Annotated in this window: 14 protein-coding genes; 13 read left to right on the top strand and 1 reads right to left on the bottom strand. The window is 47.5% G+C overall.

Features of this window, described 5'->3' with window-relative positions; translation table 11 throughout:
* Positions 1–62: 62 nt before the first annotated feature.
* The 12 genes from ACFPYJ_RS07375 (at position 63) to ACFPYJ_RS07320 (ending at position 13,590) form a co-directional block, all read left to right on the top strand.
* On the top strand, positions 63–1,316 hold the full coding sequence (locus ACFPYJ_RS07375) for a competence/damage-inducible protein A (protein WP_379187441.1): 1,254 nt from the start codon (positions 63–65) through the stop codon (positions 1,314–1,316).
* Between the two features lie 391 nt (positions 1,317–1,707).
* The gene (gene recA / locus ACFPYJ_RS07370) at positions 1,708–2,757 is read left to right on the top strand and encodes a recombinase RecA (protein WP_379187440.1); all 1,050 of its coding nucleotides are present in this window, start codon (positions 1,708–1,710) and stop codon (positions 2,755–2,757) included.
* A gap of 66 nt (positions 2,758–2,823) precedes the next feature.
* Positions 2,824–3,555, top strand: a complete 732-nt coding sequence (locus ACFPYJ_RS07365) for a regulatory protein RecX (RefSeq protein WP_379187439.1) — start codon at positions 2,824–2,826, stop codon at positions 3,553–3,555.
* A 180-nt stretch (positions 3,556–3,735) separates the two neighbouring features.
* Positions 3,736–5,274 carry a ribonuclease Y gene (gene rny / locus ACFPYJ_RS07360; protein ID WP_379187438.1) on the top strand — a complete coding sequence of 513 codons (1,539 nt, stop codon included), beginning with the start codon at positions 3,736–3,738 and terminating at the stop codon, positions 5,272–5,274.
* Positions 5,275–5,349: 75 nt separating this feature from the next.
* Positions 5,350–6,144: a TIGR00282 family metallophosphoesterase gene (locus ACFPYJ_RS07355; RefSeq protein ID WP_379187437.1), complete on the top strand. Its 795-nt coding sequence runs from the start codon at positions 5,350–5,352 to the stop codon at positions 6,142–6,144.
* 143 nt (positions 6,145–6,287) lie between these two features.
* Entirely contained in the window at positions 6,288–6,548 is a 261-nt protein-coding gene (locus tag ACFPYJ_RS07350; protein WP_025335291.1) for a stage V sporulation protein S, read from the top strand.
* 132 nt (positions 6,549–6,680) lie between these two features.
* A complete protein-coding gene (locus tag ACFPYJ_RS07345) occupies positions 6,681–7,628 on the top strand; it encodes a dipeptidase (RefSeq protein ID WP_379187436.1) in 948 nt (315 codons plus the stop codon).
* Positions 7,629–7,821: 193 nt separating this feature from the next.
* Positions 7,822–9,555 (top strand): 2-oxoacid:acceptor oxidoreductase subunit alpha, encoded by a 1,734-nt coding sequence (locus tag ACFPYJ_RS07340; RefSeq protein ID WP_379187435.1) that lies wholly within the window; start codon positions 7,822–7,824, stop codon positions 9,553–9,555.
* Between the two features lies 1 nt (position 9,556).
* Positions 9,557–10,423: a 2-oxoacid:ferredoxin oxidoreductase subunit beta gene (locus ACFPYJ_RS07335; RefSeq protein ID WP_379187434.1), complete on the top strand. Its 867-nt coding sequence runs from the start codon at positions 9,557–9,559 to the stop codon at positions 10,421–10,423.
* A gap of 91 nt (positions 10,424–10,514) precedes the next feature.
* Positions 10,515–11,084, top strand: coding sequence for a phosphate propanoyltransferase (gene pduL, locus ACFPYJ_RS07330; protein ID WP_379187433.1), 570 nt, complete (start codon positions 10,515–10,517; stop codon positions 11,082–11,084).
* Between the two features lie 359 nt (positions 11,085–11,443).
* Positions 11,444–13,039 carry a tRNA (N6-isopentenyl adenosine(37)-C2)-methylthiotransferase MiaB gene (miaB, locus tag ACFPYJ_RS07325; protein WP_379187432.1) on the top strand — a complete coding sequence of 532 codons (1,596 nt, stop codon included), beginning with the start codon at positions 11,444–11,446 and terminating at the stop codon, positions 13,037–13,039.
* A 62-nt stretch (positions 13,040–13,101) separates the two neighbouring features.
* Entirely contained in the window at positions 13,102–13,590 is a 489-nt protein-coding gene (locus tag ACFPYJ_RS07320) for a YlbF/YmcA family competence regulator (RefSeq protein ID WP_379187431.1), read from the top strand.
* 54 nt (positions 13,591–13,644) lie between these two features.
* Here ACFPYJ_RS07320 and ACFPYJ_RS07315 read toward each other — a convergent pair whose 3' ends face one another.
* Positions 13,645–14,853, bottom strand: a complete 1,209-nt coding sequence (locus tag ACFPYJ_RS07315) for an MFS transporter (protein ID WP_379187430.1) — start codon at positions 14,851–14,853, stop codon at positions 13,645–13,647.
* Between the two features lie 190 nt (positions 14,854–15,043).
* Here ACFPYJ_RS07315 and lepB point away from each other — a divergent pair, with 190 nt between their 5' ends.
* The gene (gene lepB, locus ACFPYJ_RS07310; protein ID WP_379187429.1) at positions 15,044–15,598 is read left to right on the top strand and encodes a signal peptidase I; all 555 of its coding nucleotides are present in this window, start codon (positions 15,044–15,046) and stop codon (positions 15,596–15,598) included.
* The last annotated feature ends 5 nt before the right edge of the window (positions 15,599–15,603 follow it).

Raw genomic sequence — 15,603 nt, 5'->3', positions numbered from 1 at the left:
CCGCATCTTAAAGGGATGATGCTTTTCCATACCATCTTTTACTTAGAATAGGAGCTATTAGCATGCGCGCTGAAATTATCGCTGTCGGTACGGAGCTTTTACTTGGTCAAACAGTTAATACGAATGCGACTTATTTGTCACAAGGACTTGCTGAACTCGGTATTGATGTTTATTTTCAGACCGTTGTCGGTGATAATGACACCCGGATTCGCCAAGCGATCGAGCTGGCGCGTTCTCGTGCGGATCTGATCTTGTTCACCGGCGGCCTTGGTCCAACGCTCGATGATTTGACGAAGGATGCACTCGCCGCTTATTTGGGCAAAGCTATTCATATTCATGAACCTTCAATGGTGAAAATTGAAACGATGTTTGCAAGCCGCGGCATCCATATGGTGGAGAGCAATCGCAGGCAAGCCAATATCATTGAAGGCAGTGATGCTCTTATGAATGATGCGGGACTTGCGGTCGGCAACGCGATGAGTGTAAACGGCACTCATTATGTCCTTCTGCCAGGGCCGCCCCGTGAGATGAAGCCGATGTTTGACGGCCCGGCGAAAGCTTGGCTTCGTTCGATATTAGGCGAAGAGCGCAAGCTGTATTCCCGCCTGCTTAAGTTTGCGGGAATCGGCGAGTCCAGTCTTGAGCAGGCCATAATCGATTTAATCGAGCAGCAGTCCGATCCTACGATTGCCCCTTATGCGAAGGAAGGCGAAGTTGCGATTCGAATTTCAACCAAGGCGTTATCTGAGCAAGAAGCGTCTGTGAGACTTGATCAGACGGAGGAGCGGATCAAGGAGCGGGTTGGCAAGCATCTGTTTGCCCGTGAAGACATCCCGCTCGAGGAAGCGGTCTTACGTCTGCTCAGAGAATCAGGACGGAAGCTAGCTAGTGCTGAAAGCCTGACAGGAGGTCTGCTTGCTCAGCTCATTACGAATATCCCAGGCAGCAGCGGCGAATTCCTAGGGGGAGTTGTAACCTATACGAACCTTATGAAACATAAGCTGTTAAGCATTCCAATGTCTCAACTGGAGGGGCCGGGTGCGCCGGGTGCGATCAGTGAATCAACGGCATCACTCATGGCGGAACGTGTAAGAGAGCTGACCGGAAGCGATTTTGGCGTTTCTTTAACAGGTGTGGCAGGTCCATCGGAATCAGAAGGCAAGCCCGTAGGGCTTGTATACTTCGGCATCGCAGAGCAGGGGAAGCCGACAATCGTCCATACGGCAGAGCTCAGCGGCAGCCGCGGAATAATAAGGGTTCGAGCAGCCAAAGCCGTACTGTATCGACTCTGGCAGGTGTTAAGCAGCGCTGAATAATTGGTGTCGTTACCGAATATTTGAATATTAGGATTATATGTAAATAAGCAGCTTGCCAGAATGACAAGCATCGGCTATAATCGACAATAGTTGACGGAAGAACCGTGGCGAAGATTACTTTGCTGCGGTTCTTTTTTTATTTCCCGCCAGAGGAAGTGTAGATGATCACTTGCTTTCTCTGCAGCATCAATGGAAGAAATCTGTGTCTGCTACAAGGTCAATGTAAATGCGAACGCTTGTTCACATATCTTCAGTCCGAGAAGCTGACACAGCCATTTCTGCTCACTCATTGGCCAATGAGAAGAATAAGAATATATGTTCGTAAAAAGTCTTGTCAACATCATCAAAACAAGGTATCATACAACTATAATGATAAAAGGATGTGAGTTCGTTGGCAGATCGTCGTGCTGCGCTCGATATGGCATTGCGCCAAATAGAGAAACAATTCGGTAAGGGTTCCATTATGAAGCTCGGAGAATCCACTCATATGCAGGTTGAAACGATTTCTAGCGGTTCCCTTGCATTAGATATTGCGCTTGGTATCGGTGGTTTACCAAGAGGCCGAATCATTGAAGTATACGGGCCGGAATCTTCCGGTAAAACAACGGTAGCTCTGCATGCAATTGCAGAAGTTCAAAAGGCCGGCGGACAAGCTGCATTTATTGATGCTGAGCATGCGCTGGATCCTGTGTATGCGAGCAAGCTAGGCGTAAACATCGATGAATTGCTGCTCTCACAGCCGGATACCGGTGAGCAAGCGCTTGAAATTGCGGAAGCGCTTGTACGAAGCGGCGCAGTAGATATTATCGTTGTCGATTCCGTAGCAGCTCTCGTACCTAAAGCGGAAATTGAAGGAGAAATGGGTGATTCCCATGTCGGCTTACAGGCTCGTCTAATGTCGCAAGCGCTTCGTAAATTGTCTGGTGCGATCAGTAAATCCAAGACAATTGCGATCTTCATTAACCAATTGCGGGAGAAGATTGGTGTTATGTTCGGTAATCCGGAGACAACGCCAGGCGGTCGCGCATTGAAGTTCTACTCCACTGTACGTCTAGACGTTCGTCGAGTTGAAACGATTAAGCAAGGTAATGATATGGTTGGTAACCGGACACGGATTAAAGTTGTTAAGAACAAAGTAGCACCTCCGTTTAAGCAAGCCGAAATCGACATTATGTATGGAGAAGGCATTTCGCGTGAAGGAAGTATCATTGATATCGGCGTAGAGTTGGATATTGTGCAGAAAAGCGGTGCCTGGTTCTCTTATAATGGCGAGCGCCTTGGACAAGGCCGTGAGAACGCGAAGCAATTCTTGAAGGATCACATCGATATCGCTTCAACAATCGATAAGCAAATTCGCGATGCAAGTAATGTTTCTGCGAATGCTGTGAATGCTTCTTTTAGCGAAGATGACGAGTCCGAGGATGACCTGGATTTAGATTAAACCGTTCTGCGCATTGACATCTTTCTATAGATTGGCCGGAGAGCACCTAATTGGGTGCTCTTCTTTATGAATGTGGGGAATGGAGGGGAGACAGGGATGTACGACGAGGAAGAAGCTCAGTCAGCAGAAGGAATGTTAAGAATCACAGCTGTGAAGCAGGATCGGCGGGCAAAACAACGCTATCATATTTATATCTCTGATCATGAAGAGCCGTTTACTTCAGTTCACGAGGATTTACTCATTAAGTTCAGATTATTTAAGGATCGGGAAATTCATCCGGATGAACTAAAGCAAATTACCGAAGAGGACAGCAGACATCGTGCTTATGTACTAGGTCTTTCTTACCTTGGTGCAAGACCTCGGACGCATAAAGAATTATTGCAATACCTAGCACGTAAGGGAATGGATGAAGAAACTTCGGAACATGCCATTGCACGTTTGAAGAAGGAGAAGCTGGTTGATGATACTTCATACGCGAATCGGTTTGCTGTAGAGCGAATGAGCAATCAGCTGAAAGGACGGCGGCTTCTGCGCCAAGAGCTGCAGATGCACGGCATTGACAAATCAACGGCAAAGCAAGCATCTGATGATCTGGATAAAGAAACCGAGATCGAAGCTGCCGTCCGTGCAGCAAACAAAAAATGGCCTTATATTAAAGGTGAACCACGCGAGAGAAGGCATAAGCTAGCTGGATTTTTACTGCGCCGAGGGTTCCCGAGCGATGTAGTCAAGCATGCAATAAATACCGTCTCGCAGGGAATGGAAGATGATGAAGAAGGGCATATGCTTGACAATTGATTTTCACAAAAGATAAAATGAAAATGTATTCTTTCTTTTTGAATCGATTTTCCTTCCAAAAATTGATTCAAAACGATTATTTTCGTCAAATTTAGTGTATGGTTCGGGTTGAAAACCGGTAGAAAACAAAATATCGTCCCAAGCGTTTGCTTTGGTGAATGCAACGAGGAGGTGAGAAAGATGTGGTATATCTGGCTCCCGATCACTCTCGTTGTTGGTGTTGTTTTCTTTGGGATCGGTTATTTTATTCGAAAGTCAATCGCCGAGGCCAAAATTTCAAGCGCCGAGCAGGCTGCAAGTCAGATCGTTGACAATGCTAGGAAAGAAGCAGAAGCGCTGAAGAAAGAAACGGTTCTCGAAGCGAAAGACGAAGTCCACAAGCTCCGTACCGAGGCTGAGAGAGACATTCGTGAACGTCGTAATGAGGTACAGCGTCTTGAAAGACGGCTTCTCCAAAAAGAGGAGTCCATGGATAAGAAAATAGAAGCACTGGAACGCAAAGACGAACAAGTGACCAACAAAGAGAAACGGATCGAGGAAACGCAAGATCAGATCGATTCGCTCTACAAGCAGCAGCTTAGTGAGCTCGAGAGAATTTCGAACTTGACCATGGAAGAAGCTAAACAGATTATCTTGAATAATGTTGAGCAGGAAGTGCGTCATGAAACTGCTCAAATGATTAAGGAAATCGAACAGCAAGCCAAGGAAGAAGCCGATAAGAAGGCTCGCGACATCATTTCGCTCGCCATCCAACGATGTGCAGCCGATCATGTGGCTGAAACAACTGTATCTGTAGTATCCTTGCCGAATGAAGAGATGAAGGGACGTATCATTGGGCGTGAAGGTCGTAACATTCGCGCACTGGAAACACTGACCGGTATCGATCTCATCATCGACGATACTCCAGAAGCGGTCATCTTGTCCGGGTTCGATCCAATTCGCCGTGAAATCGCTCGTACAGCTCTTGAGAAGCTCGTCGCTGACGGACGTATCCATCCAGCTCGCATTGAAGAGATGGTTGAGAAATCCCGTAAAGAAGTGGACGAACGGATTCGTGAGTATGGTGAGCAGGCGACATTCGAAGTCGGTGTTCATGGCTTACATCCAGATTTAATCAAAATTCTAGGCCGTTTGAAGTATCGTACCAGCTATGGTCAGAACGTCCTGAAGCATTCGATGGAAGTAGCTTATTTAACAGGACTCATGGCAGCGGAGCTAGGCGAAGATATAACGCTGGCCAAACGTTCCGGATTATTGCATGACATTGGTAAAGCGCTCGATCATGAAGTGGAAGGCTCACATGTCGAAATTGGCGTAGAGCTAGCAAAGAAATACAAGGAGCATCCGGTTGTTATCAATAGTATCGCATCCCATCATGGCGATTGCGAAGCGACATCGGTTATTGCTATGCTTGTAGGCGCTGCAGACGCATTGTCGGCTGCAAGACCTGGAGCTAGAAGAGAAACGCTTGAAACGTATATAAAACGTCTAGAGAAGCTTGAGGATATTTCGGAATCGTTCGAAGGTGTTGAGAAATCATACGCTATCCAAGCCGGACGCGAAGTTCGTGTCATGGTCCAACCGGATAAAATCGACGATACAGAGGCGTTCCGTTTAGCGCGTGACATTACGAAGAAAATCGAAGGCGAACTCGATTATCCGGGTCATATCAAAGTGACCGTCATCCGCGAAACGCGCGCAGTTGAATATGCAAAATAAACAAAATCATGAATGAAACTGGTAAAGTGGCTGCTCGTCAGCCACTTTTCTAGTCTATATAAGAGAGGTTATGTTATGAATGTTTTATTTATCGGCGACATTGTCGGTAACGTAGGCCGAGCTGCAGTTAAGAAAGTACTCCCAGCCCTCAAGACCAAATACAATCCGCATATCATCATTGCTAACGGCGAGAATGCGGCAGCTGGACGAGGAATTACAGCAGCCATCGTTAAAGAGTTATTGGATGCAGGTGTCCACGGAATCACAATGGGTAATCACACTTGGGATAATCGGGATATTTTTGAATGGATTGACGATCAACCCCGTATTGTACGACCGGCCAATTTCTCCGAAGAAGCCCCCGGACAAGATGCTGCCATCATTAAGGCAAACGGCAAAGAGCTTGCAATTATTAATATGCAGGGCAGAACGTTTCTTCCCCCCATTGATTGTCCCTTCCGCAAAGCAGATGAGCTTGTTGATGCTATGCGATCCAAAACCAAATGCATCCTCTTTGATTTCCATGCAGAAGCAACCTCCGAGAAAATTGCAATGGGCTGGTACTTGGATGGCCGTGCGTCGCTTGTCGTCGGAACTCACACCCACGTACAGACGAATGACGATACCATTCTGCCTGGAGGAACGGCATATTTGACCGATGTAGGGATGGTTGGCTCGAAGGAAGGCGTGCTGGGTATGGAGCGTGCAGCCGTTATTTATAAGTTTAAGACACAGCTGCCAGCCCGTTTTGTAGTCGATGAAGGAGATTGGCATTTTCATGCGGTGTTAGTCGATATGGATGAATCAACTGGAATGGCGAAGCGCATTCAAAAGATTCGATTGACCGAAACCGATTTAATGTTCCTGTAGCAGCAGAATTGTATGAAACTCTGAAAATTCTCGCAATTCTGAACAGTTTGCAAACTGTTCGCCAAATAAGAAGGAATTTTCTCGCCCCTCTCGAATACTATGATAATAGTGGTTCATCCATCATTCCCGAGGAGGTACTATCCATGGATGTCTTAAAAGTTTCAGCAAAGTCCAATCCAAATTCCGTTGCAGGGGCGCTGGCCGGTGTTCTTCGTGAACGTGGTGCAGCTGAATTGCAAGCGATCGGGGCTGGTGCGTTGAATCAAGCTATAAAAGCGGTTGCGATTGCGCGAGGATTCGTAGCACCGAGCGGTGTGGATCTCATTTGTATCCCTGCTTTTACAGACATTGTGATTGATGGAGAGGATCGGACTGCGATTAAGCTTATTGTCGAGCCGAGATAACGCCGTAGAGTGTATACAACGTGAATCCTTAACCTGTTTACTTTGTAGACAGGTTTTTTTGCGTGCAGGCTAGGCTAATGCAGGCACGGAACAGTGGTAATACATATTATTAGTTGAGGGGATGGAGTGAATATGGAGAAATGGCAATCAACTGATTTTCATTGCGATGTATTGTGGAAGCTTCTGGAAAATAATACACTTTCATTTATTCATGATTCATCCGATAAATTAGATGTAACCCTTCCACGTTTGCAGCAGGCGGAGTCCATTATGCAAACGTTTGCCGTTTATATTCCTGACGAAATGGAAAAGTCGATGGTTCCGATTCTACAGTCGATTGATTTATTTTACCGTAAGGTGCTGACCGCCCCCGGTATGAGTTTCGTCCGGACAGCCCAAGATGCTGCGAAGCTATTAAACGGAGGATCAATCGGGGCGCTGCTGTCGCTTGAAGGAGCGGACGGTCTTCAGGGAGATCCCGCGATGCTGCGCATCTTATTTAAGCTGGGCGTAAGAGCGCTGGGACTGACTTGGAATCATGCGAACTGGGCAGCAGACGGGGTATTAGAGCCAAGACAAGGCGGATTAACAAAAAAAGGCCTGGCTATAGTAGAAGAATGCAATTTCTTGGGTATACTGTTAGATGTGTCACATCTATGTGAGCAATCATTTTGGGATCTGGTCAATACATCAACGAAACCGTTTATTGCTTCCCACTCGAACATGAAGTCCATTTGCGATCATCCCAGAAATTTGACGGACGATCAAGTGCGGGCAATTATTGCGGTGGACGGGTTAGTCGGACTGACTTTTGTTCCCCAATTTGTTCGATCAGGCGGTCGTGCAGACATAGATGACGTTCTGAAGCATGTTGAACGGCTATGTGAATTAGGCGGGCAGAATCATCTTATGTTTGGGTCTGATTTTGACGGGATCGATGTCCATGTCACCGGGCTTCATCATCCTGGAGAGACAGGTAAGCTGGTGGAAGCGCTTTTGCGGTATTATTCAGAGGAACAGGTCAAATCATTTCTCGTCAAAAACACGATTGGCTTCTTATCAAAGCATCTGCCCAAATGAATGATTATTCTTATCCCATCTCTTTGCGATATGGATTCGATCGAAAAGAACTATGTGTGGAAATAGCGGTTACACCTTGCTTTTTAACAGATACAGACATAAAATTTACTTGACTATTGAAAAGAAAACTAGATATGCTATGTTGAATGATGTCGAAAGAACGTACGTTCATCAAGAAGAGGAGATGGGCATTTTGATTAGTCAATTGTCTTGGAAAATCGGTGGTCAACAAGGTGAAGGGGTCGAAAGTACGGATCGTATTTTTTCGACGGCGCTTAACCGGCTTGGCTACTATTTGTATGGGTACCGTCATTTCTCGTCACGAATTAAAGGCGGACATACGAATAATAAAATTAGAATCAGCACTAAACCAATGCTAGCAATCTCTGACGATTTAGATATTTTGGTGGCTTTTGACCAAGAAAGTATCGATCTGAACGCTCATGAACTGCGCCAAGGCGGTGTAGTCGTGGCGGATGCTAAGTTCAACCCGGTTCTTCCAGAGGGTATTAATGCAAGACTATTCCCTGTGCCAATTACGTCGATTGCCGAAGACCTTGGTACATCGCTCATGAAAAACATGGTAGCGTCCGGCGCTTCTTGGGCGCTTCTCGGTCTGCCTATCGACGTTTTTAATAAAGCAGTAGAAGAAGAGTTTGGACGTAAAGGTGCAGCTATCGTTGAGAAGAACATCGAAGCCGTTAAGCGCGGTTCTGATTTCGTTCTTGAGCTTGCCGGGGGTCCGCTTGAGGAATTCCAGCTTGACCCTGCAGATGGCAAGCAAAAGCTGTTTATGATCGGTAATGAAGCCATCGGGCTTGGCGCACTTGCTGGCGGCTGCAGGCTGATGTCCGCATACCCGATTACCCCGGCATCGGAAATCATGGAATATCTGATCAAGAAATTGCCGAAGTTTGGTGGAACGGTTATTCAAACCGAGGATGAAATCGCAGCTGTAACGATGGCAATCGGAGCTAACTACGCAGGTGTGCGTACAATGACTGCTTCAGCAGGCCCAGGATTGTCCCTAATGATGGAAGCGATCGGTCTGGCTGGTATGACAGAAACTCCGCTCGTCATCGTTGACACGCAGCGTGGAGGCCCTTCAACAGGATTGCCGACCAAGCAAGAGCAATCTGACCTCAATGCCATGGTTTACGGTACGCACGGTGAGATTCCTAAGATTGTTATCGCGCCTGCTTCCTTGGAGGACTGCTTCTACGATACGATTGAATCGTTCAACCTATCGGAAGAGTATCAAGTACCTGTTATTCTTATGACTGACCTCCAGCTGTCGCTGGGCAAACAGTCCTGTGAAGAGCTGGATCTCAATAAAGTGCCTATTAGCCGTGGTAAACTCGTACGCGAGCTGCCTGAGCTTGAAACCAATCATCTGTTCAAACGTTATGAACTAACGGAAGACGGCGTATCGCCACGCGTTATTCCTGGTGACAAGAACGGGATTCACCATGTTACCGGCGTCGAGCACGATGAAACAGGCCGTCCTTCCGAGAGTGCCGTTAATCGTAAGAATATGATGGATAAGCGTCTTAATAAGCTTAACAGCATGTATATCCGCGATGCGGTTCGTGCGGATGCCCCTCATGCGAATCCGGATCTTCTCGTAATCGGTATGGGCTCCACCGGTGGAACAATTGACGAGGCTCGCCTTCGTCTTGAACAAGATGGCGTGACAACGAACCATATTACGATCCGCCAAATTCACCCGTTCCCGACTGAACTGGTGAAAACATATCTGGAAAGTGCGGCGAAAGTTGTTGTGCTTGAAAATAATGCAACAGGACAGCTGGCGGATCAAGTGAAGCTTCATGCCGGCTTTGCCGACAAAATCAAAAATGTTCTGAAATATGACGGTAATCCGTTCTTGCCTTCCGAAGTGCACAAAGCATGCAAGGAGATGATCTAAGATGGCGACGTTTAAAGAGTTTCGTAATAATGTAAAGCCAAACTGGTGCCCGGGTTGCGGAGATTTCTCCGTACAAGCAGCCATACAGCGTGCTGCGGCAAATGTAGGCCTTGAGCCTGAAAGTCTAGCGGTAATCTCCGGTATCGGTTGTTCCGGCCGTATTTCCGGCTACATTAATGCATACGGATTACATGGTATTCATGGCCGTGCGCTTCCGATCGCGCAAGGCGTTAAGCTTGCAAACCGGGAATTGACCGTTATCGCTTCCGGCGGTGACGGCGACGGGTTTGCAATCGGCATGGGGCACACTGTACATGCGATTCGCCGAAACGTTGACGTAACGTATATCGTTATGGATAACCAAATCTATGGACTGACTAAAGGTCAGACTTCACCGCGGAGTGCGGAAGGCTTCAAGACGAAGTCTACGCCTGAAGGTTCAATTGAAACGACGCTTTCACCGCTGGAAATTGCGATGTCCGCAGGTGCAACGTTCGTCGCGCAGTCTTTCTCAAGCGATCTGAAGCAGCTGACAGCTTTAATCGAAGCAGGTCTGCAGCATAAAGGGTTCTCCTTGATTAACGTGTTCAGCCCATGCGTAACGTTCAACAAAGTAAACACCTATGATTGGTTTAAAGAGAATATCGTTAATTTGGATCAATTCCCAGATTACGATTCATCGAATCGTGTAACGGCAATGACGAAAATTATGGAAACCAACGGGATGCTCACAGGCCTTATTTACCAAAACAAAGAGCGCAAATCCTACGAGGACCTCGTTACAGGTTTCAACGAGAGCGGCTTGGCTAATCAAGATCTTGATTTGTCACAAGAGCAATTCAATAAATTAGTCGCCGAGTTCAGATAATCATTCACGGATGAACCAAGAAGGCATGCAGCCCATCACCATCAGGCTGTGTGCCTTTTCATACATAGAGGCGAAAGAAGGCGTTGAATTAATGAGTAGAGTACCTGTAGGTGTTTCCGCCAGACATATTCACTTATCAGAGGAGCATGTAGCCTTCTTATTTGGACAAGGAACCGAGCTGACTTCAATGAAGCCTCTATCTCAGCCAGGACAATTCGCAGCTAATGAAACCGTCGAGGTAATTGGGCCGAAAGGGAGCTTCGCGAAGGTCCGGATACTTGGTCCGGCCCGTAAACGAACACAGCTGGAAGTTTCGCGAACGGATGCTTTCAGCTTGGGCATTAACCCGCCTGTCCGGGAATCAGGTGATATCGCCGGTTCAGCAGGAATTACGATTAAAGGTCCGGCAGGCGAGATTGCTATTGAAGAGGGTGTCATAGTAGCCGCACGCCATATTCATTTTCATACAAGCGATGCTGAAAGCTTAGGCATTGAGGATAAACAGCGGCTTTCGGTTCGTTTATCCGGAGAACGCGGATTAGTACTTGCTAATGTAATTGCACGGGTATCCGATGATTACGCTCTTGATCTGCATATCGATACCGATGAGGCCAACGCAGCAGGCGCCAAAACAGGGGATGAAGCTGAAATCCTCCAATAGAAATAGACCGAAGGAAGCTCTGAAAAATAAGAAGAGGGGACATGTTGCCGACAATCGTAGAGGAATCCGCTCAAGGAATCCAGCATATATCTGCATCTGCACAGCAGCAGCCGGCCTCTTCGGCAGAGGTGCTCTCATCTGCTGCAACGCTATCGAAATAGGCGGACGTGCTGCAAAGTCAAGTGAGCCTGTTCAAAGTTAAATGGAAAGGGATTCTTCCGGCGCCGCTTGGGAAGGATCCCTTTTTGCTAATTAGAGAATCTCTTTTTTGGACAATGGCTATCGAGCATGAAGGTATGATATAATTTATTTTTGAATTGTATATTACGTGTTTGTGAGATAAAGGGATGTGAGAACGCATGACAAACGAGAATGAAAAGCTCTCCAGCCAGAAGGCTGATAAGGCTCCGGAGGATTATTCCAAGTACTTCGATTTCACGGGTGCGAAGGTGTTGAAGGAAGAAGACGGGAAAACAACCTACCGGATTAAAGGCCGTGATATAACGATAAACTCTGCGCCAAATTACAAAGACGAGAAGCGCCGGGGTAAGGAAGGCATTCAGGTTCATTATGAATCTGCGATCCCTCCTGAGATGGAGCAGTTTGGCAAAGGCAAGAAGTATATGATTACGACTTATGGCTGCCAAATGAACGAGCATGACACTGAAGTCATGAAAGGGATCTTCGAGCAGATGGGTTATACCGCTACCGAAGACCGCCGCGAGACGGATGTTCTCCTGCTTAATACTTGTGCGGTGCGTGAGAATGCGGAAGATAAGGTGTTCGGTGAGTTAGGACATTTGAAGCATCTCAAAATCGAAAAACCCGGACTAATTCTCGGGGTATGCGGCTGTATGTCCCAAGAGGAATCCGTCGTGGGGCGCATCATGCAGAAGCATTCCTTCGTCGATGTGATCTTTGGGACGCATAATATCCACCGGCTTCCTCATCTATTGCGGGACGCCATGTTCAGTAAAGAAATGGTTGTCGAGGTGTGGTCCAAGGAAGGCGACATTATTGAGAACCTGCCGAAGAAGCGTGAAGGTATGCGCGGCTGGGTGAATATCATGTATGGCTGCGATAAATTCTGTACGTATTGCATCGTCCCGTATACGCGGGGCAAGGAGCGGAGCAGACGCCCGGAGGATGTTATTGCGGAAGTGCGCGAGCTGGCACGTCAGGGCTTCAAAGAGATTACATTGCTTGGCCAGAATGTGAATGCCTACGGCAAGGATTTCGAGGATACTTCGTATAGATTCGGAGATTTGATGGCCGATATGAGGAAGATCGATATTCCGCGGATCCGGTTTACGACAAGTCATCCGCGTGATTTCGATGATCATTTGATTGATGTACTTGCAACTGGCGGCAACCTCGTGGAGCATATTCATCTTCCGGTTCAATCTGGAAGCACAGAGGTGCTGAAACGAATGAGCCGCAAATATACGCGTGAGATGTATTTGGAGCTTGTCCGCAAGATCAAGCAGGCGATCCCGAAAGCTGTGCTAACCACGGATATCATTGTCGGTTTCCCTGGCGAAACGGAGAAGCAGTTCGAAGAAACGCTGTCTCTCATGCGCGAGGTAGGCTTCTCGTCGGCCTATACATTTATTTATTCGCCGCGAGAGGGTACACCGGCAGCTGATATGGAAGACAACATCCCGGCTGAAGTGAAGAAACAGCGCCTTGCTAAGCTGAATGCGCTAATCGCTGAACTTAGCAGGGCCAACAACGAGAGCATGGTAGGTGAAGTCGTCGAGGTGCTCGTTGAAGGTGAAAGCAAGAATAATTCGCATGTTCTGTCAGGCCGCACACGGACAAATGCCTTGATTCATCTGGAAGGTCCGAAGGACTGGATCGGTCAATTCGTGCAGGTCCGCATTACGGAGACCCAAACTTGGTATATGAAGGCTGAAGTTACCGAAGCTCCAATGACGCAAGAAGCGGTTTCTTGATAGGCATGACTTGATCATAGACAGGACCTAATATTGACTAATCCGAGGAGTTGGAAATTAAGATGGCTAACGAGCAAACAGCAGCATCACATACGCAAGACCATGATCACGACCACGACTCAAACTGCAGCGTGCCGAAATTTGATACACAGGATATTATTGTCCGTGCCGATATTATGGCAAAAACGAAAGAGCTGGCCGGTATGATCTACACCTCCGAGGAAGTGCAGCATTACCAGCGTGCCGAGAAGCAAATTCAAGGCAATGACCGGATTCAGTCCTTAATCGCTCAGATTAAGAAGAAGCAGAAGGAAATCGTTGCTTTTGAGACGACGTTCAAAAATCAAGATATGGTTGCGAAGATTGAGAAGGAGATTGATGAGCTGCAGGACGAGCTTGATGGTATCCCGATTATCTCGGAATTCCAGCAAAGCCAGTCCGATATCAATTATCTGCTGCAAACGGTTGTCTCCATTATTCGCGATACCGTTGCCGAGAAAATTAATGTGGAAGATGCTTCACCGGTTGACCCTGAAGAGTGCATTGAATAGTTAGGATCGTATATACAAAGAGCACCTGCCGGGCGGCAGGTGCTCTTTTTGTTATTAGTGGATCGTATTGTTCGGTGACCGCTTCCAGATCAGAGATAAGATAATGGCTATAATGGCGAAGACGCCGCCAAGCCAGAAGCCGTAATCACGGCCAAAGCTTTCATTGACGAATCCAGCCAGAAAAGGACCGGCAAACATGCCGACCGAATAGACGGCTTGGTAGAAGCCCATTGCGGTAGCTCGTTTGGAAGGCTCGAAGGGCTGAATAGCAAGTCCAAGCAGCAAAGGGAAATAAAGCCCCTGTGCCAGACCGTTGAGCGCCTGTGTGGCATACAGCCAGCCGAGCGATGGCGAGTAAGCGATCGCAATGGTGAAAGTAGCGCTGAGTGCGAATCCGATCAGAATGACATTCCATGTTCCATAACGGGGTGCAATCAGACGCCCGCTGAAGAGGGACGTAACGGCATGCGGGACCATAAAGGCGATTACGATTGCCGTCAGCTGGCTGGTTGACGCCCCGAGCGCAATTGCTTTAAGCGGTGTAAAGCCGAACATCGTAATGAATAGAACGCAGTGCGCCAATATAGATAACGTTGAAACCTGAATCAGCGAAGGCGTCCGTACAACCTCCTGAAGATGCTTGAGTGATATGGGAGCTCGAGTAACGCCTTCGCGGGGCTCTTTAACTGCCATGGCAAGTATAAGTCCTACCAACCCCAGTGCAATGCCTGCATAGAATGCGGCGTTCCAGCCGTAAGCGCCGGCAAGCCAGCCGCTGAGAATCATACCGATGAGCTGCCCGGTAACCGTCATGAAGCTAATATTACTCATCGCTTTGGTAGCGTCCTTGGAAACGAAATATCCGGCATACAGAACGGTGAATGCAACCCATGCTGATGCGCAAACTCCGGACATAATACGGCCGGCTAAGGGCCAAAGCCACGACCCCGGTATGGTGAAGAGCAGGCAGCTCAGCGCACCTGTCAGCAAGCCCAGCATGAGAAACGGTTTTCGTTTGTGAAGCTTATCGGATAAGAGTCCTAGAGGAAAACGGACAAACATTTGAGTAAATCCATAGCTGCCAAGGACAAAGCCGATTAAGAGATCCGAATAGCCGCTTTCCTTCATGAAAGGAGTGAGGATAGGGACATAAACGTATAACGTAGACCAATAAAGCAGGGTTACGGTTATAAATATGGCATGATCGAAGCGGGAAGCTGCAATGGACGGCTGATTTAAAACTGCTGCGGTTTGAGGCTGCAAGTGTATTCACTCCTTTAAGTATTAGGCTCAGTTTCCTTACTTTATCGCATGCGGGAGGCGGGAGCAATCCTTTTTTGGCGAAATTTGAAGATTGAAACGATTAGGAAGAGCAACTAAACCGCATCTTCAATCGTATAAGAATAGAAGTTTGCAATGCATCCTGGGGAGCTTTGGAAGGAGAACAAGAAGCATGAACACGGAACAGCCGCAAATGAATCAGATTATTAAGAAAAGCTGGAGGCGTGAGCTGAGGGATTGGGCGGTTTCCCTTACGATCGCGATCGTCGTCGCATTACTCATCCAGAATTATGCTTTTGCACAGACAGAGGTAAGAAATGTATCCATGCAGCATACACTTGTGGAAGGTCAACGATTGATTGAGGACAAAATCTCCTATCACTTCGAGAAGCCGAACCGGGGCGATATTGTCATCATTGACGGACCTGAAAGCGACAAGCGTCTCATTAAGCGGGTCATCGGCTTGCCTGGGGATAAGCTCGATATAAAGAACGGAACCGTGTACATTAATGATGTACCATTAAAGGAAACCTACATAATAGGGACGACTTTCACAAACGGTATGGCCGTTCCGTTCACAGTACCCGCTAATGAAGTGTTTGTTATGGGAGACAACCGTGAGAACAGTCAAGACAGCCGCGAGCTTGGTCCGATCGCGATGTCGAGTCTAGAAGGACGGGCAATCTTCCGCCTATGGCCGCTGCAAAAGTTTGGCCAACTGGATTAGAATCT

Source organism: Paenibacillus solisilvae, from assembly GCF_042656405.1.
GTDB classification, from domain to species: Bacteria; Bacillota; Bacilli; order Paenibacillales; family Paenibacillaceae; genus Paenibacillus_Z; species Paenibacillus_Z solisilvae.
The sequence above is the reverse complement of the archived record's forward strand: the minus strand, read 5'-3'. Positions and strand labels throughout refer to the sequence as shown.